Source organism: Niastella vici (assembly GCF_002077945.1).
Lineage (GTDB): Bacteria > Bacteroidota > Bacteroidia > Chitinophagales > Chitinophagaceae > Niastella > Niastella vici.
This window is the reverse complement of sequence record NZ_LVYD01000043.1, coordinates 113,977-139,657: the sequence shown is the minus strand read 5'-3', so window position 1 is coordinate 139,657 and position 25,681 is coordinate 113,977. Positions and strand designations below refer to the sequence as shown.

General features: G+C 43.9%; 21 protein-coding genes. 4 read left to right on the top strand and 17 right to left on the bottom strand.

Features of this window, described 5'->3' with window-relative positions:
* Window positions 1-2 precede the first annotated feature (2 nt).
* From A3860_RS13385 to A3860_RS13375, 3 genes are all read right to left on the bottom strand, one after another.
* Window positions 3-1,187 carry a FecR family protein gene (locus A3860_RS13385; RefSeq protein WP_081147216.1) on the bottom strand — a complete coding sequence of 395 codons (1,185 nt, stop codon included), beginning with the start codon at window positions 1,185-1,187 and terminating at the stop codon, window positions 3-5.
* Between the two features lie 95 nt (window positions 1,188-1,282).
* Entirely contained in the window at window positions 1,283-1,882 is a 600-nt protein-coding gene (locus tag A3860_RS13380) for an RNA polymerase sigma factor (protein WP_158085233.1), read from the bottom strand.
* Window positions 1,883-2,225: 343 nt separating this feature from the next.
* On the bottom strand, window positions 2,226-4,691 hold the full coding sequence (locus A3860_RS13375; RefSeq protein ID WP_245843537.1) for a zinc-dependent metalloprotease: 2,466 nt from the start codon (window positions 4,689-4,691) through the stop codon (window positions 2,226-2,228).
* A gap of 197 nt (window positions 4,692-4,888) precedes the next feature.
* On the opposite strand from A3860_RS13375, the gene A3860_RS13370 reads away from it, so the two are divergent.
* The gene (locus A3860_RS13370; RefSeq protein WP_081147214.1) at window positions 4,889-5,530 is read left to right on the top strand and encodes a trimeric intracellular cation channel family protein; all 642 of its coding nucleotides are present in this window, start codon (window positions 4,889-4,891) and stop codon (window positions 5,528-5,530) included.
* Window positions 5,531-5,656: 126 nt separating this feature from the next.
* On the opposite strand, the gene A3860_RS13365 is transcribed toward A3860_RS13370, so the two are convergent.
* The 6 genes from A3860_RS13365 to A3860_RS13340 form a co-directional block, all read right to left on the bottom strand.
* The gene (locus A3860_RS13365; RefSeq protein WP_081147213.1) at window positions 5,657-6,232 is read right to left on the bottom strand and encodes an RteC domain-containing protein; all 576 of its coding nucleotides are present in this window, start codon (window positions 6,230-6,232) and stop codon (window positions 5,657-5,659) included.
* Window positions 6,233-6,855: 623 nt separating this feature from the next.
* Window positions 6,856-8,352: a RagB/SusD family nutrient uptake outer membrane protein gene (locus tag A3860_RS13360; protein WP_081147212.1), complete on the bottom strand. Its 1,497-nt coding sequence runs from the start codon at window positions 8,350-8,352 to the stop codon at window positions 6,856-6,858.
* A 12-nt stretch (window positions 8,353-8,364) separates the two neighbouring features.
* The gene (locus A3860_RS13355; protein ID WP_081147211.1) at window positions 8,365-11,661 is read right to left on the bottom strand and encodes a TonB-dependent receptor; all 3,297 of its coding nucleotides are present in this window, start codon (window positions 11,659-11,661) and stop codon (window positions 8,365-8,367) included.
* Between the two features lie 107 nt (window positions 11,662-11,768).
* Entirely contained in the window at window positions 11,769-12,947 is a 1,179-nt protein-coding gene (locus A3860_RS13350) for a FecR family protein (RefSeq protein ID WP_081147210.1), read from the bottom strand.
* A gap of 110 nt (window positions 12,948-13,057) precedes the next feature.
* The gene (locus A3860_RS13345) at window positions 13,058-13,618 is read right to left on the bottom strand and encodes an RNA polymerase sigma factor (protein ID WP_216823432.1); all 561 of its coding nucleotides are present in this window, start codon (window positions 13,616-13,618) and stop codon (window positions 13,058-13,060) included.
* A gap of 92 nt (window positions 13,619-13,710) precedes the next feature.
* Window positions 13,711-14,403 carry an aspartate/glutamate racemase family protein gene (locus A3860_RS13340; RefSeq protein WP_081147209.1) on the bottom strand — a complete coding sequence of 231 codons (693 nt, stop codon included), beginning with the start codon at window positions 14,401-14,403 and terminating at the stop codon, window positions 13,711-13,713.
* Window positions 14,404-16,478: 2,075 nt separating this feature from the next.
* Between A3860_RS13340 and A3860_RS13335 the strand changes: the two genes are divergently transcribed.
* Both A3860_RS13335 and A3860_RS13330 read left to right on the top strand, forming a co-directional pair.
* A complete protein-coding gene (locus A3860_RS13335; protein ID WP_173820211.1) occupies window positions 16,479-17,081 on the top strand; it encodes a hypothetical protein in 603 nt (200 codons plus the stop codon).
* Window positions 17,082-17,216: 135 nt separating this feature from the next.
* Complete coding sequence (locus A3860_RS13330) at window positions 17,217-17,981, top strand: hypothetical protein (protein WP_081147208.1); 765 nt, start codon at window positions 17,217-17,219, stop codon at window positions 17,979-17,981.
* Here the strand turns inward: A3860_RS13330 and A3860_RS13325 are convergent.
* The 3 genes from A3860_RS13325 to A3860_RS13315 all read right to left on the bottom strand — a co-directional run bounded on the left by A3860_RS13325 (window position 17,971) and on the right by A3860_RS13315 (window position 19,778).
* Entirely contained in the window at window positions 17,971-18,531 is a 561-nt protein-coding gene (locus A3860_RS13325; protein ID WP_081147207.1) for a hypothetical protein, read from the bottom strand. The genes A3860_RS13330 and A3860_RS13325 overlap by 11 nt on opposite strands.
* Window positions 18,532-18,652: 121 nt before the next feature.
* Window positions 18,653-19,066 carry a hypothetical protein gene (locus A3860_RS13320; RefSeq protein ID WP_081147206.1) on the bottom strand — a complete coding sequence of 138 codons (414 nt, stop codon included), beginning with the start codon at window positions 19,064-19,066 and terminating at the stop codon, window positions 18,653-18,655.
* 325 nt (window positions 19,067-19,391) lie between these two features.
* Window positions 19,392-19,778, bottom strand: coding sequence for a winged helix-turn-helix transcriptional regulator (locus A3860_RS13315; protein ID WP_143774083.1), 387 nt, complete (start codon window positions 19,776-19,778; stop codon window positions 19,392-19,394).
* A 131-nt stretch (window positions 19,779-19,909) separates the two neighbouring features.
* On the opposite strand from A3860_RS13315, the gene A3860_RS13310 reads away from it, so the two are divergent.
* Window positions 19,910-20,791, top strand: coding sequence for an MBL fold metallo-hydrolase (locus tag A3860_RS13310; RefSeq protein WP_081147205.1), 882 nt, complete (start codon window positions 19,910-19,912; stop codon window positions 20,789-20,791).
* A gap of 34 nt (window positions 20,792-20,825) precedes the next feature.
* Here A3860_RS13310 and A3860_RS13305 read toward each other — a convergent pair whose 3' ends face one another.
* The 5 genes from A3860_RS13305 to A3860_RS42085 all read right to left on the bottom strand — a co-directional run bounded on the left by A3860_RS13305 (window position 20,826) and on the right by A3860_RS42085 (window position 25,677).
* On the bottom strand, window positions 20,826-22,385 hold the full coding sequence (locus tag A3860_RS13305) for a M61 family metallopeptidase (RefSeq protein ID WP_143774082.1): 1,560 nt from the start codon (window positions 22,383-22,385) through the stop codon (window positions 20,826-20,828).
* Window positions 22,386-22,537: 152 nt separating this feature from the next.
* Entirely contained in the window at window positions 22,538-23,701 is a 1,164-nt protein-coding gene (locus A3860_RS13300) for an alpha-hydroxy acid oxidase (protein WP_081147203.1), read from the bottom strand.
* A gap of 156 nt (window positions 23,702-23,857) precedes the next feature.
* Window positions 23,858-24,808, bottom strand: a complete 951-nt coding sequence (locus tag A3860_RS13295) for a hypothetical protein (protein WP_081147202.1) — start codon at window positions 24,806-24,808, stop codon at window positions 23,858-23,860.
* 240 nt (window positions 24,809-25,048) lie between these two features.
* Complete coding sequence (locus A3860_RS13290; protein ID WP_143774079.1) at window positions 25,049-25,432, bottom strand: hypothetical protein; 384 nt, start codon at window positions 25,430-25,432, stop codon at window positions 25,049-25,051.
* Between the two features lie 71 nt (window positions 25,433-25,503).
* Entirely contained in the window at window positions 25,504-25,677 is a 174-nt protein-coding gene (locus tag A3860_RS42085) for a rhomboid family intramembrane serine protease (protein ID WP_262497303.1), read from the bottom strand.
* Window positions 25,678-25,681 lie beyond the last annotated feature (4 nt).

The following is a 25,681-nucleotide window of genomic DNA, read 5'->3' as shown; positions in this document are numbered from 1 at the left end:
ATTTATTTAGCAATAACAGTAACTTTCTTTCCTTCTATTTTAAATTGTACACCGCCCATCGTTTCCAGAATTTTGAACACATTTGACAGTTGTGATTGCCGGCTCATTTCTCCTGCGTATTTATCTTTTGGTATGCCCTGGTATTCCACTTCTACATCGTACCAACGCGCAATCTGCCGCATGACGGTTTGGATATCTGTATTATTAAAATTAAAGAGTCCGTTCTTCCACGCCATTACAGTCTGAACCGAGATGGGATGGGATGTTTGGGATGAATGGGATAAGGATGCCTGTTCTCCGGGTTTTAAAATGATACTCCCTGATCCCGACTTCACTTTTACAGCGCCCTCCAATAATGTTGTATTTACTGCCGGTTCGTCATCATACGCATTCACATTAAAGTGCGTGCCGAGCACCTCAACGGTTCCTTCGCGGCCGGCTGAAGAAAACTGAACCCTGAAAGGCATCTTAGGATTTTTCTCCACTTCAAAATATGCCTCCCCTGTTATCGACACTTTTCTTTCAGTTCCAACAAACGCTACCGGAAAGGTCAATGAGGAGCCGGCATTCAACCACACCCTGGTGCCATCGGCCAATGCCAGCGTAACTACCTGGCTGCCCCGGGGATTATTTAGCGTGTTGTATTTTATTTCCTCCGTACCAACTGCACTTGTTTTTTTATACGCCAGTTCTCCATTATCCAGTTTCTCCACCTTCATATTTCCCTGCCGCGCCAGTTCACCGGCCACCGCACTATCCAGGTAAATCTTTTCCCCATTTGCCAATACGATCGTTGCACGGGTCAATTGCGGCGCCTTTATATCATGGAGTACTGAATAACGCTTTACAATCTCTTTTGGGCGGCCGGTTTGTTTATTTATTATATAATACCCCAGCAACGAAATTATCAGCAGCACAGAAGCTGCAATTGCCACCCGGTACCAAAGCCGTTTAACCGGCGCCCGGCGCTTTGTTTCAATGATCTGCCTGAACATATGATTCCAGTCAACCGTATCGGCTTTACCGGTATCTGTAATATTATTGAATCGTTCATCCATCAACAGTTGCAGATCCCCCTCTTCCTTATCCTGTATCCACGTATACAACTCTTCCATTTCTTCCCTTGTACAGGTATTCTGCACAAATCGCTGAAACAGTTCATTAATCCGTTCATCGTTGTTGGCCATAAGGTTTGTATTAAAAGGTAATGATCTAAAAAAGGTAACCTTCTTTTAATAGGACGTTTTGGGAAGTATACAATAACCGGGACTGGCAGAAAAAATTATAAAAATTTTTCCCAGGCGGTTATCCAGAAAACGAGTGCGAGATAAGGAGAGTGCTTTTCAAGGGAGGCTTTAATATGTTTGAGCACCTCAACTATAATATTGTTGACCCTGCTTTTTGACAGGCCGGTAGCAGCCACTATTTCTTCCTGCGTCAGGTGCTCTTCGCGGCTGAGGCGGTAAACCCGTTGCTTTTGTTCAGAAAGCTGGTCAAGCGCCTGCTTTATCAGCTCCTGCGATTCTTTTTTTAATAATTCTTCTTCGAGTGAATTGTCTGATTGAGAGAGATTTGCCCATACCTGGTCTTTCAGCTTCCGTTCCCGGGCCGTTTTGCGCATGAGATCGATGGTACTGTTGCGCACCATCCGGTACAGGTAACTGCCCGGGTTTTCTATTTCGGTCAGGTTTTCGCGGTTTTGCCACAACTTGGTGAAGCTTTCCTGCACGATCTCTTCGGCATCGGCGGCCGATTTCAACATTTCTTCGGCAAAGATGAACAGGCGTTTATTATAGAGGTCGAACAAGCGCCGGAAGGCGAGTTCATTCCCCTTCGAGATAAGTATCAGTAGTTCTCTATCAGTAGTTGGCGAAGTGATCAAGGCAGAAATAATTGAAGCTCAAGGTACAATATTTTAAAAAAATAAAAGTAAAAAGGGGACCGGCATGTCGGCCCCCCCTGCACAATTTGTACTTTATAAAATAACTTCAACCGAGTTCCCAGGAATTAACAACTTGTAATCCAGGAATATTTTTAAAGTCATTGACGTTACGAGTAATGAGAACAAACTAATGCAGTAGCAGTAATAATTGCATCAGGTAGTTGCGGTTTTGATGCAATGACTATTGGTGAAATAAAAAAGGGTCTGTAGACACAAACCCTTTGCTTTTTGTATGAGGAGTCACATGAGAGGCTGGATCGCTAAAATCCGAAATCTTTAATTTTTATTTTTTAGGATGCAGGGCATCTTCTATTCTTTCAACGCTGAACTGCAAATGCGCTTTGCTTACCGCGTCTTTTTCCAACAGCAGAGCCGTTTTGATCTCTTTTTGCAACGCACTTATATGCATTCTTACCAACGCTATCATTTCGGCCTGTGTGCTGGTCACCGGTTTATCGGCCGGTACTTTCATAAGGTCAATAAAATAGCTGAGATAGGTTGACTGCAGGTCGCGGCGGTAGGTATTGATGGTTTCACCTGTTGCCAGTTCATTCCACAGGCACTTTTTCACATCATTGAAAAACTCAGGGAGGGAATAGTTATCAGCCGCCGGAAATGTGCGGCTATTGCGCTGTATTTTTTCTGTCTGGTATAACAGGCTTCCCAGGGCGCCGATCCCGAATTTCGTAACATCACTCGTAACCGAACTTAATTTAGCTGCGATCTCTTTATTAAATAACCATTGTGGCGTTTGAAATACCTGCTCATTTAAAAAAGCCACGGCCTGCTTCTGACGGGCTTTGGCCACCGGCACAACCGGATCGCCTTTTTCCTCTACAGTTTTAGCATTTATATATATTCCGCCGACAATAGTAGTTACATGTCTGGTATACTGTCCTAACTGAGTTAACAAAGTGCCATACATCACCCGCAGATTATCGTATCCTTCGTTGGGCGTTTTTGTCCACTCAGGCAATTGCACCATAATGCGTTTCAGGTTCTTTATTCCGTACCCGCCTGCTTTCACCGCATCATCGCCGAGGTCTTCATTCTGGCTTCTTGGGTCAAATGCGCCGAAGATCACCTGCGGACCATACCACAGGCGGTGATTGGTTGTAAGGCTGTCAATAACCCATTTATTCATGAACGCTTTCTCTTCCTTTTTATCTTTGAGATCGGGAAACAATTTATACCCCCACTCTATCGCCCATTTATCGTAATCGCCAATGCGGGGAAAGATCCCTTTTTCTGTAATGCCATCTTCTGGTTGTGCCACATAGTTAAACCGTGCATAGTCCATAATTGACGGAGTATGGCCATGCGCTTCCACCCATTTTTTATTGCGTAAGCTGTCGACCGGAACAGTGGAGGAAGACCCGAAGTTGTGCATGAGGCCGAGCGTATGTCCCACTTCATGCGAGGAAACAAAGCGAATGAGCTGACCCATCAATTCATCATCGAATTCCATTTTGCGGGCCTTTGGGTCAATGGCCGCAGTCTGTATCATGTACCAGTTGTGCACGAGGCTCATTACATTATGATACCAGTTGATGTGCGTCTCCAGGATCTCGCCGGTGCGTGGGTCATGTACATGCGGGCCCGAAGCGTTTGGAATATCAGAAGGTTTGTACACGATGGCAGAATGCGAGGCGTCTTCCAAACTCCAGGCGCTGTCGTTTGACGGCGCTTCTTTCGCCATGATGGCGTTTTTGAAACCTGCTTTCTCAAATGCCGCCTGCCAGTCGTTTACGCCCTGTATAAGATAAGGGACCCATTTTTTGGGTGTGGCCGGGTCAATATAGATCACAATAGGCTTTTGCGGTTCTACCAGTTCTCCCCGCTTATATTTTTCCATGTCTGCGGGCCTGGGTTCCAGCCGCCAGCGAGTGATCATGGTTGTTTGGGCCACGCCCTGCGATTCTGCATCGAAATCAACATAACCTGTACCAAAGAATCCTACCCGCGCGTCGGCATAACGTGGCTTCATGGGTATTGCAGGTAACAATACCAGGGAATTGTTCAATTCAAAAGTGAGGGCATCGCCCGAAGGGTCCAATACAGACGCATAGGTTTTTACGGTTTTGATCTCCGTATTCTGCGAAAATGTTTTAATGGCCTGCACATACGAGCGGTCGCGTTGCAGCATGCCTACCTTGAACCGGGTTTTATCGTTCGCAGCCAGGGCAAAAATGCCATTATCGCTGCTGATGATATCAGTAACATCAATGACGGTGGCCGGATTTTTTTCATTATAGGCTTTTACCGGGAAAGCCGCCAGAATGGGTTGAACGCTTGAGTTGCGTACCGACCGGTACATGCCGTTCTCAGAAGAATCTGTAGAACGCACCTGGTAGCTGATGCCGCGCATCAGGACCTTATTGGAAGGGCCTTTTTCGAAAACGATCACCCTTTCATCAATTTGATCGCCTGCATAATAGCCGCCTTCCCTGCCGCCGGCCAACCCATTTATTGGCGCTTTGGCAATACGGCTAACCATCAGCATTTCACGGCCCAGTAAACTATCGGGAATTTCGAGGTAAAAATTGTCGTCGAGCTGGTGAACGGTAAGCATTCCCTTGCGGGTGGTCATTTTTGAAGTGATCAGTTTGTCGTACGGTTTAAGGGCGGGGGCCGGCTTTGCCGTATCGGCTTTTGGTACGGTATGCACACTGTCGGGTTTCGGGTCTTTTTTTTGAGCAATACCTTCCAGCGCACAAAGCAGGGCTGCGGCCATCATGATGGTTCTCATTGTCGTTTTTGTAATAGATTATTTTAATTAGTAATAATAAAAGCTAACCTCCTTATACCAGGACGGTTGTGGGAATGGAATGATCGGCTGCCGGAAAAAATATTTATCGCATTTTTCCGGGCCGAGGGGGTAACCCATAGGCAGAAATAGGTGAACCTCAACGTATAAGATTTTATATTTACATCAATTACCAGAAAATGAAAGAAGACCTGCTCCGGCTCATCGATATATTGGGCACAGTAACCTTTGCCATTTCCGGCGTATTTGCCGCCATGGAGAAAAAGCTTGATCTCTTTGGCATTTTGATCATTGCTTTTATTACGGCGATAGGCGGGGGTACCTTACGGGACATGCTGACCGGCGACCTGCCCGTTAGCTGGATGCGAAGTATAGAAACGCCGCTGATCATTTTGGCCAGCGCAGCTGGCGCTATTTTATTCAGAAATGTGATCCCCAACTTTCAGAAAACCCTGTTCATTTTCGATTCGCTTGGGCTTGGATTTTTTACGGTACTTGGCATACAGAAAGGGATCAAATTTGGTTTAACACCCGGCATTTGCATAGCACTGGGCACCATCACAGGTTGCTTTGGCGGGGTGATCAGGGATATGCTGCTGAATAATATTCCACTGATCTTTAAAAAAGAGATCTATGCCACTGCCTGTATCATTGGTGGACTGATCTACTTTTTATTGTTAAAAATTGATTTTAATAGAAATTGGATTGACCTTGTGGTGATGCTGCTTGTTTTTTTGATCCGGTTCCTTTCTGTAAGATTTAAACTGAGCCTGCCGGTAATTCCTTCGACTTCGCTCAGGACCCAAAAAAAGGGTAAGTAGACACAAACCCTTTGCTATTTGTTAGTATTGAAACCTTTGCTATTGCTAGCTATTTTAAAAGACTTTAAGAAATGGTAAGCAAACACAAACCTTGAAGAGAACTAAACCTAACTTATGAAATAGCTTTTAATTGGGTTCGGCATTAGTGAGAAAATCTATTTTCTCCAGGATATACCGGTGATATTTTTTGATCGATAATACCCGGGCAAGCAAATAACTGTAAGAAGTGATTGTTTGCCCCTTGTTCTCATGGGCGCCGAACACAAGCGGATGCTGATTGTTTTCCTGTACGAAATAAATATGGTCCATAGTGGTGTTGCCCTGTTCGTAATAGTGGCAGAACGACCGGTGTTTCAACAGAAAGTTTTTACAGATCTCCAGTTCGTGATCCCAGTATTCTTTTATTGCGGGCAGGTCATCGGGCTGAAACAACACCGATTTGTATAAGAGGGTAAAGTAATCCATCAATGCGGTAAACCGCGGCTTTATCACTTTGTAAAAGCTGATCTCTTCCTGTTGATCGCCAAACAAATAATTATCAGCTTCCTGTTGAATACCGGCCCAGGTCTTTGAAGCGATGCCGAACGCCCATTCGATCCATTTTTTTTCATCGGCGGCCATTATTTCATTGGCGGCTAACTGGCAGAGCATTTTTTTGTACAGCCGGCTCCATTGTTGCTGCAAGCATAGTTGGTTTGTCATACGAGTTGCACTTGTTCAATTAGTTAAAGCGTTTTTCTCACATCAGAAAAGAAAGGTAAGTAGATACAAACCTTTATCAGGATATTCAAAGGGCAGAACACCAAACACTAAAAAACAAATCGACACATGGTCTGATTGGTTCGTCTACTGTAGTTTTTCACAGGTGCATTTCTATTAATACGAATGCAAAATGAGTTTATACTATGTCAATTGAAAAAAAATCTCCGTGTTAAACCATTATAGGCCGCCTGCCGGTTGACAGGACGGCCTTCTCCATAACCAACTTCAACCTTCAGGAGTGTTTACCATTTCATAGTCCGGACGCCTTTATTATATGACGATTGAACAAACCGGAAGTACCGTTCTATTTAAAAATAATTCCTGGCCACTAAGGGTAATGCCTTATTGTCGAGCGGCTGTTCAATAATATGTGTTAAAAAAAGGGGGCAATCCCCCAAAGGCTGAAATTATTTTAGTGAATTAACTGCCTGTCATATATAAGACACTTGAGAATGATAAAGAGGGGACCCCGCGAAGAAAGTTTTTTTTATGATTATCGTCAGGAAATGTGAAGCCTTCCCGACAGGCCGGGAAGGCTTCAACCTATTGTTCCAATTTGTTTATTATTTATTCACCGGCACAGGCGCCCAATAATAAGTATGGTTCGCATCACTGGGTTGATTGATCAGCGTTACTTCGCCTGCATCCCGGCCTGCAGTTGCCTTTTGAACAGTTTCCGTTCTTATCAGATCGAACCACCTGATACCAACTTCTGCCGCAAATTCCCAACCTCTTTCTGCTACCACTGAATCCCTGAAAGCTGTTTGTGATAATCCGGTTGGCAAAGCAGGCAAACCAGCTCTTTGCCTAACCTGGTTGATGGCAGCATACGCACTGGCATCAACACCCGACGACATAGCTTTTGCTTCGGCATAGGTCAACAGCACTTCGGGATAGCGAATGATAAATGTAGTGGCGCTGCCCCACCAGTCATTGGCTTTATGCGTTTTCCAATCGTAGCTTTCATCGTCGCGGTATTTCAGGAAATAAGGATGTTTCTGCAAGGTGTTCTGCCAGGTAACTACATTATTGGGATCGTTCTTTACGAAATAAGCCGATTGATACGTGGCGTCTTTCCTGGCGCCAGCCGGAAATTTATTATAGAAGGCAATTTCTCCATAGCCATCATCCCAGCCGCCTTCTTCATAATCGGGTGAGAAGGGATTCGGTCCACACATATTTCCGTTTTCCCAACTCCAGGCCGGAATATCATTATCATAATAACAGGCAAACACCGCTTCTTTATTGTACTTGTTACCAATTTTCCAGATATCGGCAAAATTGGTCATCAGGTCGTATCCCCAGGTTGCTTTTCCATCCATCACTTCTTTTGCTTTGGTGGCGGCCAGTGCGTATTTGTCGGCCTGTTTCAGCGGCCAACCAGCCATAGTCAGGTAAACGTTCGCCAGCAACGCTTTTGCTGAACCTTTGGTAGCGAGGATATCGATGCTGTTCTGTCTTGATTTTCCCGTCCAGTGATCGGGCAGCATGGACTCTGCTTTTTGCAGATCGGCTATTATCTGGTTGTAGATCTCCGCTACCGTTGCATTGGGGCGGTTAGCCTGTGGCACTGCTTCCGTGGTTAACGGTACTTCTCCCCAGGTGCGGGTCAAATAGAAGTAACTGATAGCGCGCATGAAATAAGCATAGCCGGCAGCGTTATTGCGTTGGTCATCTGTTGCCGATGTTGCGTTTGTATAATTCTGAATGAGTGAGTTGGCCGATTTGATGGTGGCATAAAAATAATTCCACCAGGGAGTCATCCTGCTGTTTGATGAATTGGCATTAAAACAATCAAAGTCTGAAAATTCTATTTTGTTGCCATTTCTTTTTGAAGTGATATCATCCCCACCGTAATAGGCGCCTATAATGGTGTTAAAAGCACCGTTGAATTGCAGCGCCAGCGCAGCCTCCGCCATTTCAAGGTCTTCACCTGTTTTATAAAAACTTACCGGGGTAATGCTGCCTTCCGGTTTTTCGTCGAGGAAACTTTTGTTACAGGCTATTGCGAACAGCGCCACTGTCAGCCAGCCGATATAATATTTATTGAATCTTTGCATAGTAATCAGTTTTTAAAATTTCACCTGTAAACCAACGGTAATTGTTTTGGGAGAAGGATAAGCGCCTACATCGAGACCGGCATCGGTATCACTATTTGCGTAGGTAGAAGTAGCTTCGGGGTCAAAGCCTTTGTATTTGGTAATAGTGGCCAGGTTTTGTGCGCTGACAAAAACCTTTGCTGTTGCCAGCTTCAGCCACTTCTGACTTATCTCATACGAAAGGCTTACATTCTTTAAACGCACATAACTTCCATCCTGCAAAAATTGGGTACTCTCGACCCAGCTTTTATTTTTGCTGGCGGGGTTTGCCCAGGTAGAACCGGTATTGGAGGGCGTCCAGTAATTAGCTGCATCTGCCAGGGTAATGAATTTTACGTCACTGGTAGGCACAGCGGTAGCGGCGTAGGTAGCATTGAATATTTTATTGCCATGCGATCCCTGTATAAAAACATTTAACTCGAAGTTTTTATACGCCACCGAGTTATTAAAGCCCCATTGCATTTTTGGCGTTGCGCTTCCTGCAATCACCCTGTCTTCAAACCCAATAGAATTGTTTCCGTTCACATCTCTGTACATAGCGTCGCCGGCTTTATAATTTCCTTTATCGGCCTGGTAAACGCCTTCCCATGGAATGAGGTAAAAAGCGCCGAGCGACTGCCCCACTTTTACCACCTGTATACTGTTCGTAATAAGTCCCCCGCCTACAGTAACCGGGCGTTCCAGCATGGAGTCTGGGCCGAGGCTCATCACTTTATTCTGGTTGAATGAAGCATTAAACGAGGCACTCCAGGTAAAGTTGCCGCTTTTATAGGGTGTTCCGTCGATCACTATTTCAAAACCTTTATTATTCACCTTACCGATATTTTTGAGATAGGTGCCGCCGCCATCATAATTGGCGATGCGGGTATACAGCAGCAGATCGGTGGTGTTTTTATTATAATAATCCACACTTACATTCAGCCTGTTGCCTAATACACTTGCATCGAGCCCAATATTTGTTTGCCTGGAGGTTTCCCATTTTACATCCTTGTTGGCCGGGCTGCCCAGGGTATAACCCTGGTAAGCGGTTGTGGTTCCGTAAGAATAAATAACGGGTGTCAACAGGCCAAGCGTGCTGTATGGGTCTACGGCCTGGTTACCGGTAACACCCCAACCGGCCCTTAATTTAAGATTGGAAAAAATGCCGAGGTCATCGATGAATTTTTCATTGGATAATTTCCAACCAAAGCTAAATGAAGGGAAATTACCCCACTTGTTATTACCCTGGAATTTGGAAGAGCCATCTCTTCTTATGGTGGCGGTCAACAGGTATTTATCATTATAACTATATGCTGCACGCCCCATGTACGACAACAACGACCAGTTGCTGTAGCCCGACGAAATGCCTTGTGAAGCGTTCAGGCCCAGGTTGTAATAGCCGTTCGATAAAGAAGCCAGTCCGCTCCCTGATGCGCTGAAGGTATAGTACTTATTGGAGGTAGCTTCCATTAAGGCAGTACCGGTGAGGCTGTGTTTACCGAATGTTTTATGGAACGTAAGCACATTGCTGTTTTGATAAGTATATCTCTCCGTAGAGCTTTGTCCCGATCCATGATTACCCGGACTGATCCAGTCATTATTTACATACGCCCCTTTCGACAATTGCATATCGAGGCCGGCATTGACCGTCAGCGTGAGCCAGTCGGTAATGGAGTATTTCAATTTGCCATTGAAAATACCCACGTTGGAAAAATTATCGCCGTTGCGCTCCATAATGGTCATGTACGGATTACTCCAGATGGGTGAGATGCCAAAGCGATTATACTGGCCAGGCGCATCATATACCGGTTCTGTTGGCGCCCAGGTAACCGCACTTGTAACCGGGTTTCCTTTGCCGCCGATATCGCCGTTATTGTGCGAATTAATGCGGCCTGCATAAATGTTAACACCAAAATTCAGCTTCTTGCTCAGCTTCAGGTCTACGTTCGACCGTAAACCAAACTTCTTCTGGCCGCTGTTCTGCAATAAACCTTCCTGGTTTATATAAAAACCCGATACATAATACTTTGCATTGTCGGTTCCGCCCGCTACCGATAGCTGATGGCTTTGGGTAACCGAATTATCGAAGATCATACTTTGCCAGTCGGTAGTTTTCCCCGCGAAAGATTGCGGATCGGCAAATACGGTGGCCCCGGCCGTGAGGTTGGCAACGTTCGCATACGTTACCGCATCCATCAATTTGTATTTTTTCATGGGCCGGTTAAAACTGGCAAAACCATTGTACTCAATTTTAGGCTTGCCGCTTTTGCCGCTTTTTGTGGTAATGAGAATTACGCCATTGGCGCCTCTTGAACCATATACAGCAGTAGCAGAAGCATCCTTGAGCACTTCCATAGATTCAATATCGTTGACGTTGATGTCACTGAGCCCGTTGCTGCTGAGGGCAATACCGTCAACTACATACAGGGGATCGTTGCTGGCGTTCACGGAGTTGGCGCCGCGAATGCGAATTTTAACGCCACCGCCCGGCGCACCGGAATTATTGGTAACGGCTACGCCCGCTACCCGGCCCTGCAGGGCAGATGAAGCGTTCACTACCGGCTGGTCTTTATAGGCTTTAGCCGAAAGGGTAGCTACAGAACCGGTAAGATCAGTGCGCCGTTGGGTGCCATATCCCACTACCACCAGTTGTTCTTCAACTATAGCTATGGCAAGGGAAATATTGATAACTTCTGTGGAAGAAGAGATCTTAACCTGTTGTGTAGCATAACCAATAGAAGAGAATTCGAGCACATCACCCGGCTCAGCATCGATGGTAAATTCACCATTTTCATTGCTGGCAACATTGATGCTCCGCGCTTTATTGGAAACCGTTACGGCAGCCAGGGGTTCGCCCTTTTCGCTTTTGATGGTCCCTCTTATTTTAATAAGCGCCGGAGGAGGGGGCGCGTTGTACACTTCAGGCACTTTTTCTTTGATAACGATGGTTTCGCCCAACCGCACGTAAGTGAATGGCAGGTTGGCAAAACACAATTTCAGCACTTCCCCCACATCCATGTTCTTTACATCGAGGTCAACTTTTCCCGCGCGCTGAACGACTTTCATGTCATAGACAAAATCGAGGCCTGTTTGCCGGTTGATCTGTTTGAACACCTCCTGCAGGGGGAGATTCTTTTTGGAGATGGACACTGTTTGGGCATCAGAGCCCACAGCATACACCTGTACAGTTGTTAAGAACATCAAGGCAATCGTTAGTTTCATGCTCATAAGCTTTTGGCTATGGCTACCAGCCCGCCACCAGCGGGCATAGCCATACAATAAAACTTTCATACTTTTGCTTAGTTTTTGGTTTGTAAATATTGGTTGCTGAATCGACTAATAAACGGCCAAAGCATTCGCCGGAGGTGCTCGCTACACTTCCGGTTTTTTTTGGCTGTTTAGTTTTTATTGGAGACTATAATTTTTCTTCCTTCCAGGGTAAAATGCACTTTCCCTGCTATTTCAAAATAATTGAGCAATTGTTTAATATCTTCTTTCCGGGACACCACGCCGCCCAGCTGGGTTTCTGCTGAAATATTCCGGTATTCCACCTCCACATCATACCACCGGGCTATCTGGCGCATGATGACTTTTATATCTGCATTATTGAAATAGAATTTTCCGTTTGTCCATGACACTACCTCTTCTGTCTGAACCGGGATGGGTTGGGATAATTGGGATGATTGGGATACGGAAACCTGTTCGCCGGGCTTCAAGATTGCCGATTGTTTAGTTGATTGAGTGGTAACATTCACCGAGCCTTCGAGCAGGGTAGTTTTAATTGCCTCTTCCTCGTTATACGCCATTATATTGAAATGGGTACCCAGCACTTTTATTTCCACATCGTTCACTTTAACGAAAAACGGTTTTGTCGCGTTTTTCGCCACTTCGAAGTACCCTTCGCCGGTGAGCTCAACGGTGCGGGTGTTGCCGGTAAAGGCTACCGGGAATTTTAAGGAGGAAGTGGCATTCAACCACACTTTAGAGCCATCGGGCAATACTAATTGATATTGGCCACCGCGGGGCGTGCTGATGGTATTATAGATGATCTCTCCGCTACCCTTCTTATTAGGATCGTAGATTATTTTTCCATCCTTGTTTATGATGTTGGTATTTCCCTGTTGTGCCAGCAGGCCGGCGCCTGAGCTGTCGAGATCGATGACGGTACCATTGGACAAGGTTAAGGTTGCCCTGTCTTTACCGGGCAGCACCGGCGATTGATTTGCGGGAACTTTGGTTTCTTTCGATGCAAGTTCCTTCTTATGAGAATCGGTTTGAAGATAGTAGAAGAGCAGAACACCGGCGACAATAATAAGGGAAGCGGCGGCGACCAATTGCCAGGCTTTTCTTTTATAAAAAGGGACCACTTTGGCCTGACCGTTGATGCGGTCTTTCAACGCCTGCAGGATCTCTGCGCGGAGTTCTTCAGCATGTTCCGTTTTTGAAACAACGGTTTCTTCTTCATCGGTCCATTGGTCGTACAGCTGGTGTAACTGCTGCTGTTCTTCGTCAGTAGCTGTGCCGGCCAGGAATTTTTCGGCCAATGCGGCTAATAGTTGTTCCTCGGGAACACTCATATGGCAAGTTTTATACACTATTGAGTGTTGAACAAACAATTTACCCTTAGTCCTTTCAAACTTTTTTTTCTTCGGCTTCCCGCCAGTGGTCGGGCACGCGCTCAGGACAATTACAGCATCAGGAAGAAGGCCACATCGCCCAGTTTATCCCTCATGATCTTCAATGCTTTGGTAAGGTGGGCTTCGGCGGTTTTTTGGGAAATGTCGAGGTCGGCCGCCACCTGGGAGAGTGATTGGTCGAGCAATTTATTTTTAATAAAAACGAGGCGGCATTTTTCGGGCAGGGCAGTTGATAAGGCGGAAATTTTTTCGAGCAGCCATTTATTTTCCAGGAGGTCGGCAAGCGCAGCGGGAAGGGTTTGCTGTTGGATGGCTTCCTCGCTTATTTTTTCAGCCTGTCGTTTTTTGCGGGCGAGGCTTACATACACGGCATAGCGGGCCATGGAAGCTATATAAGCGGGAAACGATTCAATGGCTAAAGAACGCCGCTTTGCCCAGATGGTAAAAAATACTTCCTGTACGATCTCCCTTGCTTCTGAGTCACTCTTCAGGTGCTTGTGTGCAACAAAATACAATTTTTGCCAATACCGGTTGTATAGCTCGGTATAAGCCAGCTCATTATCTTTTTTCACCAAAGCAAACAGCTCGTTATCGTCATTAACATTGTACAAAGGCAGCAATAAGTTTAAAGGCGTGCAGTTTAATCTCTGCACAGCTAAGTTGCTAAAAAATATTAAAACGAGCTAAAATTATTAAGCAAAAATTAATGCGCCATTGCAAATGCAACTATAGCCAGGGCGTGAATGAATGTGGTATCGAAGGTTTTAACGGGAACATTTGTATCCTTTAACAGGATGGGAATTTCAGTACAGGCGAATACTATGCCTTCGGCGCCTTTACTGATGAGCCGGTCGATCAGTTCCAGGTAGGTAGCTTTTGTTTCGGCCGTAAAAACGCCTTTGGCCATTTCGGAAAAAATAGAATTGTTAATATAAGTGCGGTCGGGTGTGCCGGGAACTATTGTTTCGATACCGTGTTGGGAAAGTATCTCGCTATAAAAAGTATTTTCCATAACGAACCGGGTGCCGAGCAAAGCCACTTTTTTGATGCCCGTTTCGCTGATCGCTTTTGCGGTTGCCTGCGCAATATGGATCAACGGCAGGTCCACGGCTTGCTGTAATTTACCGGCAATCATATGGGGTGTATTGGCAGCAAGGGCGATACATTCAGCACCTGCTTCTTTTAATACCGTTGCTACACTTATATAAATTTCGGCTATGCGTTCCCAGTTATCCTCATCGAGCAGCGCTTTTATTTCGCCAAAGTTCAGGGAATAAAGGATAAGTTTGGCAGCATGCACACCGCCCAGTTGTTCATTTGTCAATTGGTTGATCAATTTGTAATAATCGATCGTGGATACCCAGCTTGTACCGCCGATGAGGCCTATTGTTTTCATTACATGGTTAAATTAAAGATGGAAATTACATTATAATTCACCGTTGCCCACCGCCTATTTTTCCAAACTTCTTGTTACCCGGCAGGGATTTCCGGCAGCATTATAGAGTTCCCCGGCGAGCATTTTTTGTTTTTCGGATTTCATAAACATTGTGGTTTTAAAATCGCCTTATTGCAAACTTAGGAAATTAAGGGATGGGCCTTTTTCGTAGTTAAATGCAATAGTTCATTTCACGAATTAAGAGCCTTTGGGATTAAACGGAACAGCGTTTCGATTTAATTAAATGTGTTTTGCTTTAAAAAGAATGAACGTTTCGTTTAATTAAAAGTGTTTTTCTTTTTAAGAATGACCATTTCGTTTAATCAAAAGCTGTTTGGATTAAAAGGAATTGACTTTCGTTTAAATTAAAACTGTTTTTCTTTTAAGAGAATGACCATTTCGTTTAATCAAAAGCTGTTTGAATTAAAAGGAATTGACTTTCTTTTTAATTAAAACTGTTTTTCTTTTAAGAGAATGACCATTTCGTTTAATCAAAAGCCAGTTTAATTAAAAGGAATTGACTTTCTTTTTAATCGAATTGGCCTTGCCTGAAACTTAACCAGCCTGACCATCAAACACTTAGCTCAAAGGTTCAATTTTAGATAGCTGATCACTCACACAAATGCGTACTCGCGACATTAAAAATACTTCATTTAGTTATTTGATCCGGGATCAGGTTCAGCCTCAGGATCGATGTGGTGGAATTGAGGTAAGCCAGATCAATTAGATGACCAGGATCAGCTAAAATAGCTATTATCAATTGATAAATTATATCGGAAAAATTCCGTATGGGCGGTCATGCATTGCTGTAATAAACTACTTCATCCATGCCTTTTTTGTTGCAATTTTTAAAGACTTGTTGCAAAAATAAATCTTAGCCAAGTTGGCTACATCTTGGCTAATCGTTCCGCTCAAATACACCAGCTTTGTGATCATAAAACAACCACCATGACAAACTCTTACAATATAGCTGGCGCAGATGGTAGCGTAATGATACCGGTAATGTCCGTAACTGGTAGTATAATGGCCTCACTATTGTACACGGCCCCTACGGCGATCCTACAGGACTACTACCCGCAACTGTTTATGCCTATAGTTATCGCAGTGCAGTCTCAGCGCTTTTCATTACAGCGCACTACTCATTCGAAAACATCCCCGCATATATATAACTAATTAATTTACATCACTATATACATTTTTTAAAACACCATCTTCCTGATACTCATTTTGTTAAGAAGATAAATGTGCCGATTATAACTTTTTTTAAAATTTTTCTTCCTGATAGTCATTGCGTTAGGAGGGGTACTGGTACCGGTTATAACCCTTATCAATTTGTTTTCTAACCTATATTTGAATTGTCAATCGATCAGGCATGAATAAGCGTAGTAAATATCATGACGATGGTTAGTTTTTAGGGAGAAAAATTTATACTCTTTACCTAATTTTTAAATTTTTTCTCCTTCATAATCAATGAGGTACAACAGGTACTGGTAGGGTTGGTAGGTTTTTCAATGTGTTTGCTAACTTATATTTGAATTGTCAATCGGTCAGGTATAGATAACCGTAGTAAATGTCAGTTTTTCGAGCTCGTTTAAAAGTGAAATTTCCTGATGAGTCAATAAGTAGTTCTATTTAAAGACTGCCAAGCGTCGCCAATATCTGGAAACTCCTTTTCCGCCACCCTATATTTGTTATGAACAAATGAACAATGATGTATAACCGAACAGATGGGTACTTGCAATTGACAAAGTTCATTATCGTTCCCGCTCCCCAAAACAGTTAGCAGCTTGCAATCAGTAATCATTGCATCTGCTCATCCCGATGGCTATCGGGAAAACCAGGATGCGATGAACGCAATGTGATTTCCTTTTTGTAAAAAGTACGAAGGATCCAACATCTGCATCCCGATATGCCGGGATTCATTTGTATGCACTTTCATTGGCCAATGAAATCCCGACGCGTCGGGACAGGGTACGTTGGGCTCGATTTGTAGCCTGACCTGAATCTTTATTTTTTAATTTTTAAAATTTTCTATCATGAAAAAAGGTATCATTATGTTTAAGAACGAACACGATTTGGTAACGCTTATCAAACGTGTTATTGAAAAATCGAAAGGCAATCCGGCGTTCCCCAATCTGCCGGCAGCTTTGGCAGACCTCGAAAAAGTGCTTCCTGAATTAGAGGAGGCGCTTGTAAAAGCCAAAAGCCGCGATAAAGAATGGGTGGCCATTAAAAACAACAAGAAGGCCATTGCCATAGCATTACTGGAAGAACTGGCAGCATATGTGATCGCCGCCAGTAAAGGCGACCAGGCATTGATCTTAAGCAGCGGCTTTGATGCTATTAATGGACAAGCCACTCCGCCTGCAACTGCTATTGAAATAGTGGATGTTCAACTGGGTGCACCCGGCGAGGCTATTGTACGCGTTAAAAAAGTAGCAAGCGCCGTTGCTTATGTACATCAGTATACAACCGAATTACCGGGGCCCAATACCGTGTGGGTCAGTGAAGAAAGTTCCATCCGTGAACACAAGTTCAAGGGACTGGCTTCTGACAAGCGGCACTGGTTCCGTGTAATAGCGATCGGCCGCAAAGGTCAAAAGGCCATTTCACCGGTTGTTTCCAAATCGATACAATAACCGATCAAGACATATCATAATAGTGAACGGGACTGCGAAGGGCGGTCCCGTTGTTTTTTTGAGTTTCCCCTGGTGTGTTTTTTGAATATACATTGGTGTGCACCTTGAATAATAATTTCCTTAAAAACAACAATCATGAAAGCAAAAATCGTTTTTCCTGCTTTAATAGCCGGTCTTACTATTGCCACTTCATGCAAAAAAGACCTGACTAACAATAATAATCCTGATAATACCATTCAGGAAGCATCAACAGTAACAACGGAACAAAATCTATTAGAGATAAATTTTAACTCAGCCGTTTTCACCAACCCTACTTTGCTAAACAATACATATTTCCCTTATAATACTATCGGAAGAAGGTATGTATTTGAAGGCGAATCGGCCGATGGTTTTGAGCACGATGAATTACAACGCATCGATGCCAACAAGGTAATTATGGGCATTCATGTTGCAGTAATTAAAGATTCGTCCTCTTTGAATGGGATCGTAGACGAAGTTACCCGCGACTGGTATGCCCAGGATGATGCAGGTAACGTTTGGTACATGGGTGAAGCAACGGACAATTACAATCCGGATGGCACCATACGGGATCATGAAGGTTCCTGGGAGGCTGGTATAAATAATGCTGTAGCAGGCATCATCATGCTTGCCGACTTAAAGCAGGGAGTTTCGTACCTGCAGGAATTTGCTGCAGGTATTGCGGAGGATAAGGCAAAGATCGAAGCAATTGGAGTCACCGTGCAGGTACCTTTTAATACCTACTTTGATTGTTTGAAAACAAAGGAGTGGAGTGATCTTGAAAAAGGCACCATTGAGTATAAATTCTATGCCCCCGGAATAGGCATAATTAAAGAAAGGCATCATAATGAACCGCTTGAATTGGTAAATATTAGCGGATAGATGGTGGAAGCCTTCCGTTTCCTAAGGCCGTTTCGCCATACCCATAAAAGTATTCTTTTCCATCTACCATAATTCCGATACTGAGCCCTACCGTATTCTCCTGTTCCATATAGGCGCGGGCTATTCCTTCTACTAATCTATCTATATCCGTTCGCAAGGGATTGGATGATGCAACCTTGCCATTGTCTTTCCCTTTTCTTAGCCTGAAAAATCCAAGCTTATCCTGCTCGTCGAGACTAATGATCAGGGTTAAAGTTTGTGAGGGGAAAAACATTTTATACCAGGTGGTTTCTCCGGCACTTCCTTTTAAAATCGTTTTCTCCACTTTTCCTAATGGAGGATACGCCTCTTCAGCAATGCGTTTGAAACTACTGGCTGATATCCTGGTACGGAAGACATGTCCTGTTAACTGGTACAGGCTATCGTATGCCTTATCGTTCAGGTATTTTGTTATCAGGTTACAAACCGAATCTATTTTCTTTTGACGGGCTGATTGCGCCGCAACAGAAAAGGAAAGGCCTAAACAAAAGAATAAAGTTATCCCCTTCATGTAAGCAATATACTGTAATATTCTGTGAAGGTCAGCAGTCGATACCCAATAACAAAAAAGACCATCCCAACCGGAATGGTCTTTGGCGCTTATAGGTTATCAAAAAAGCTGGAAATATTCTTTACAATTTCGAGATCGTAACATCTTCTACCACTCTCGATGTTGTTGCAATCTTATATTGCTCCACTGATCTCATTCCTGCTTTCAATTTAATGGTATACTCGGCGATATTATTCTCTTTGAGAAATCTTAATCTTGAATGAAAGCCTGCTTTATCGATTTCCTTCCTGAATAATTCGTCGCCACGTTCGTTCTCAATAACCAGTACCAGTCGTTTCGCATCTGAAATGGATACTTTCACATCAACCAGTATTTCCCCATCGGTAGCACCCGCCATGCTAACTTCCATTTGCGCTGCTTTTGTTTTATCGCCATCATGACCAGGCGTGGCATATACAAATGAAGTGAAGGTTACTGCAGCTACAAATAATACTGCTTTGATTAAATGGTTGATGCGGATGTTTGTCTTGCTCATATATTAACGTTTATTGTTACTATGGAAGGCAAACAATCTTTCTTTTTCGTTTACAGCACAAAGTTAATGCGCGCCTGCATTTGGCAAATTGTATGCCATAGAGTTAATGCTTTGTTGATGGGGAAGTAATAAGAAGATAACAACCTGCATAAAATATTTTCGCTTACCTTAAACGCCATTAGTATTATACTAATCAATAATTAATACAAAGCAGGTGAACATACAATAAAAAAAGGCTATCCCTGACAGCCTTTTTCCAGATCAAAAGGCATTGCCGCCCTTTTTTCCAACAATTTAACCTCAATACGTCACTTATAAATTATTTCTAATCTTTACTGGCCACCTTTTTCTCAAATCGCTTTCTTGATCTCAGGATCTGGTCTACATGCTTACTGGCCCAGTTTGCCAAATTTTCAATATGTGGTACCAGGTCCTTACCCAGATCAGTCAATTGATATTCTACCCGTGGGGGTATCTCCTGGTAATATTTCCGCGCCACCAGGCCATCTGCCTCCAGCGTACGCAACGTAACAGTCAGCATCTTTTGCGTAATATCATCAATCACTTCTTTTAATTCACCAAAACGCATCAATCCACCATGGGTGCCCAACACCATTAAAACCAGTACCGACCACTTGTCGCCAAAGCGATCAAAGACATTTCTTATGGGGCAGGTTGGCGAATTTGAAAATATTTCCAGATTTTTTTTCATGCTACAAAGTTAGTTTTCAATAATAGTATCCTTTTAGTAACCAAATGACGAAAAAGTGCCATCTTGGTAGACTTACAGGCTACTTCTACCTTTAGTATACAAAAGTAACTAAATACCCAAATATTAAAAACATGAAAAAGATCATGGTAGCCTTTGCTTTCGTTCAAACATTACTGACCCAGGCCATAGCCCAGGAATTACCCAAAGCATCGATCGTGCTGGCAGCAAAATCAAAGAACGTAACCATCCATACCCTTGTTGCGCCCGATGACATGTTCGCCAATACCAGTCATGTTATTGAGTTGCCGCATGAACTGATCGTCGTAGACGGACAGTTCTTTGCTCCCTATGCCTGGCAACTAAAAGCTTTCACCGACAGCCTGAAGAAACCGGTTACCCGGTTTTATATTTCACATGACCATCCCGATCACTACATTGGCTTTGGCGATGCATTCCCTAATGCAGAAGTATACGCACTGGAAGAAACAAAGACCGGTATTGAGAAAACAGGTTTGGAAACCTTAAAACAAAGACAGGAGCAATTTGGCGCTATCATCGCAAAAACACTTAAAACGCCTACGCATGTACAGCAAGAAGGTAAAGAGACCATAGATGGGGTAACCTTTCTCTTTGAAAAGTCTACCGACAACGAAGCGGCAGTATCCCTTATCATCAAGATCCCTGAGGTAAAGGCCTATATTGCCCAGGATATAGCTTACAACAAGATCCATTTGTTTATCTCGGGCAGTACCCTCGGCTGGCGGAAAGCACTCCAGCAAATTAAAAACGAATCCCAATATACCCTCATCTTACCCGGTCACGGAAAGCCAACTGACCGTTCGGTTATTGATGAAGACCTGAAATACCTCGATGTTGTTGACAAGATACTGGCAACCACCAACACAAAGGCTGCCTATAAGTCCAAAATGCTGGCAGCCTATCCCAACTATGGCGGCGTGCACCTGATAGATATCTATCTTGGGTTTTACCTGAAAAATAACTGGCAGGATTAAAATAATGAACGGGGCCGTGCATACGGTCCCTTTCTTATTCACCCGCATCCTTCTTCAACCACCTGTTGAAAACAACCAATTCTTCCGGCGTAGGATTTTTTTTGGGCCTCATCAGGTGTTCTTTTGGCAAATATTCAACTCCTGCCAAATCAAAAAAATACTCATACGGTATGGGCCTGGCGCCTGCCACATAATCGGTAAAAAATTGCCCGATCTCCGGGTAGGTCATCTGCACAATGGTTTCAAAAAGCTGGTCATCATTAAAAAAACGTTCCCGGCCGTATTTGACACCCAGCTCGTGCACAAGGTTTTTAAGACCATACGTTCCTTTTGACAAATGAAGCAGGTATATATCGAGGCAGGCGCCTATCATAGCGCCTTTCAGGTATACATTTAAAAACTGGGAAGCATACCTGCCGGCGCTTTCTTTACTGAGATCGGTAAATGATAAGCTATCATTTAATAACTTGCGCGAGGTAGCAATTTTTTCGGTAAGTATGTCATAGAACTCCTGCGGTGTGATCAATTCTCCCTTCACCTGTATATGGTGAGCCGTATACTCTGTTACGCCTTCATACAACCATAAATGTTTGGAAAGGTGGGGCTGCAGGTAGTTAAATAATTTTACTTCTTTGGAAGCAATGGTGAGCGGCGTAATAATGTGCAGGAATTCATGTGATGACATGTCGATAATCGATTGCTTCAATTCCTGCTCAGGTTTTACCTTCACATAATAAAAAGAAGAGGTCGTATGTTCCAAGGCGCCCGTAAGATTTGGCGGAAAGGTATGCTTAGCCGATTCAGGTTTGAAATAATAAATAAAGGCATATTTATCAACAAGCAGCTTTCCGTTCAAATAATCAAGCGTGGCATGCAGCATTGTTGACAACCATCCAGCAACCGACGAGGCCTTTACCAGTTTATTGGGAGAATATACCGAAACCAGCACCGAACAAATGCCCGCCTGTACCGTTGCCGTATCGGGCAGGTTGTACATAAGCGGCTGGTCATATGCTTCATGAATACTGTTATATGCAAATTCATCTTCCGTTTCGCCAGTTCTCACCGGTATGGCGGCGGTAGAAGCATAAAATGAAAGCGGCTTTTTGAAATTTATATGAACAGGCAACCCTTCAAACCCTTCAAAAAAGCCAACAACGCCCGGCAAATTCAACACATAATCCTGCCCCGCTTCAAAATTGGTAGCGGCCATTGGATAGATGATATGCTTTTGCCGGGTATCAAAAATATCTTCAACACTGTAGGTTATCTTCCGCAGGTTTGCGGCGTTTGAGATCGTCCAGGTATCTTTTGTTAAATGTTGAACCGCCAATTTTTTACCGGTTCTATCCCATGCATGCAGCTCGCTTACAAATTTTCCAAAATCACTGATGTTATAAGTGCCGGGAATAATTTTTGGGAAGGCAAACACCAGGTTTTTCTTTGATAACGGTGGAACATTTAACGACACCTGGAGTTTGTCGTTCTTTACTGTTGTAAGATCGATAGTATAAACAAGTGGCGTATTGGCCTGCGCCATTAAACCGGTGGCGGTATAAATAAGCAGGACGGATATCAGTAAAATATTTTTCATATTCTTAAGGGCTAAGTACTGAAAATATAAAATGCGATTATAAATGGTGCATTTTTTTATATGAACAGCCGGAATTGAAGGCTGAATGAAACAAAAAGCCCTATCCGCCAACGGGCGAACAGGGCTCACTCTCTTTTATAACCGATAGAATGCTATTTGATAATATGCTTCGGCAGGTCAAAGATGTTCTCACAACAAACCTGTTCCATTACCTGCTGTAACTGGGTTTTCAGCATGGCGATCACATGGTCGCCGCCTTCGTCGCCCAGTGCAGCCACGCTGTACATAAACGAACGGCCCATAAAGGTAAAATCGGCGCCGCTGGCCATTACCCGCGCCACATCGGGGCCCGAACGCAGGCCACTGTCCATCATGATCTTTAATTTTCCTTTATACTTATCGATGATGGGGTGCATCGATTTTATGGCCGACTGCCCGGCATCGAGCTGTCTGCCGCCATGGTTCGACACAATAATACCATCCACACCCAGCCTGATGCACATTTCGGTATCGGCCTCGGTGGCAATTCCTTTCACTACGATCTTTCCTTTCCATTTATCGCGGATGGGCGCTATTTTTTCTGCATTCAGCCGTCCTGCAAAGGTGCGGTTCATGAACAGTCCCAGCTGTTTCATATTTAATCCCTTTGGCATATAGGGCTTCAGCGTGGCAAAATTGGGCGTACCGTACTTCAGGGTTTTCAACGCCCATTCGGGCCGGCCCATGATCTGGAGGATATTCCTCAGGGTCATCCGGGGCGGCATGGCCAGTCCATTGCGGATATCCCTTGGTCTGAACCCGAACGAAGGCACATCGCTCAGCAGCACCAGTACTGGATACTGAGCGGCTTCAAGCCGCTTTAAGATATCGTCGCGCACTTCATTTTCGGCGGGGTGGTACAGCTGGTACCAGGCCCGGCCCTCGGTTATTTTGCTGATGGTTTCAATATCGGCCGTAGTAACTGTACTGAGTATAAAGGGAATATTGTGGTCAAGGGCGGCTTTGGCAAGTATTTGGGGCGAATTGGGCCAAATAAGGCCCTGTAAGCCAACGGGCGCAATGCCAAAAGGGGCGTCGTATACGTGGCCGAACAATTCGGTTTGCAGGCTCGACCCCTTGTGTTTGCTCAGGTAATAGGGGGCTAATTCCACTTCCCTGATCTCTGCCGTGTTCTTATGCAGGTTCACATCTTCATTACAGCCCCCATCGAGGTATTCAAAGGCAAATTTTGGGATCTTGCGCCTGGCCTTGTCGCGCAGGTCTTCAATGGAAGGATAACTGGTGTTATACTTCACTTTGACAACTTGTTTACTCATTGACAATTTGATTTCAAGGCCGCAAAATTAGTTCTTTTTTGAAGGACCGCATCCTGTTCCATATGCTTCCTATTCATTCTTTTATTCAACAACCCTGCATAAAAAAGCATCCTCCCGGAAACCAGGAGGATGCTTTTATGATACTATCCCAAAAAACTATTTACCAACATTTGCTTTTGTTAAAACAGAAGCTACGTTCTTAAGAATACCTGTTGCATTTTTCATTTGATTATATGCTGACTGAGCGACCGCAGGATATTCATCCATATAGGCTTTCAGCATTTTCTGTTGTTCGGGCGGAAGTGTTTTGAGAATTCTGTCATCAATATTGATCCGGAATGCAGGGCCTGGAGGACCAACCGGGTGAGGCCAGGGCGTTCCGCAGTAATCATCTATTACCCATTTTCCTAAGGAATATTCGATCCTCTCAATAATCGACACGATATCGCGTGATGGTGGTATTCGCTGATAAAAAGCAAACCAGATCTCACCGGTTTCATTCTGCGCCAGGTTAAAATCGGCATCCGTTGAAATGGTTTCAACCGGTATGATCCTTTTCCATTCCACAAAAGGAACACCGCCATCAATTGTTGCGCTGGCCCTGATATGTTCAGCAGCAAGAGAAGACACTTCACCTTCCTGGTTGGCAAATGTTGTTTTGGCCGTATCAACATTATCTGGTGGCGTGGGCGGGGTTAAGATGGTAATAAAGTGAAGATCGTCAGAGAAATCGCCGGTATCAACATTAAATGCATCAACCCAAACACCAGGCCCACCGGGGCCTCCTATGCCGCCCTGGGGAGCGTATACTACCAATACATCTACATCGGATGAGCCTACGGGAAAGGTTCGATTACCTGAAGAAGTATACAGTAGGTTGCCATCGGCAGTGCCATGCACCGACATAAATGCAAATGGCAAATTGAAACCGCCAAATGGCAATGATGGCCAGCCGTTAGCCGTGTGGCTTCCCGGGCTGCTGTTTGTAGTGCCCGGATAATTGTCGTTTGTTTCTGCCGTAATATTGTTGGAAGAAGTAAAATGGTGATGCCGTACGCCGCCACCACTGTGATTATACACTATATACTTTGTTCGTACATGTGCCATACAAAATTGATTAATGGTTATATTGATTATTATTGAGACAATAATTGCCTTGCAATATTCCTGCGGATATTACCTTTCCGATCCGATGGCCTTAATAGAATTGATTGGTTTGTTAACACGAATGTATTAACATCAAACAGTTGCAGCAATACAACTTTAGTTGTATTTATGGGGATTACAGGAAGAAGCCAGGCATGGCAGTAAAGAATACGGTAAAGGATGAACTATAGGAGCCCACCATTAATTTAACTCTTCAAAAAAAATGTCCCAATGCTTCTCAAAGCTGTCAAAGTCAAAATCATTTATTTTTTTATGATAACCCAGGATCACTTCAACAGACCCATTTAACGCTTCGATCAGCATCCTTTTCATTTCCGTAACAGGAAGCGCCACTACATCTTCAAAACTGGTGATCACATCATAAGACAGCACACGTATCGCTTTATCAAAGCGCTTTCTTACTTTAAAGTTCCCTGGGCGACAGGTAAAAACAATAAATATTTCAACCAAACCATTTCCATAGCTTTTTTCTGCAAAGAAGCGCTGCAGCTTTTCTCTTATTGGATCCATAATAGCGTATACTTTCGACTCCGAAGAAATATCAAATGACATCCTAACTTTCACTTGCTTTATTATTTTATTGACGAATGTAATCAAGCTCTTTGAAAATTGGTTGCTTAAACTGTTGAAAGATCTTAGCCCGCCTTTTCTTCAACGGGTTCATATTCCCGGTCGCTTTTAAGCTGTGTCGACAAAACAATCCCGATAATAAATCCGCTTATCAATCCGCCAAGATGGGCTGCATTGTCAATACCACCGGCAAGCCCCATGATCAGATTGTAACCAACAAAAAATAAAGTACTTGCCAGTAAT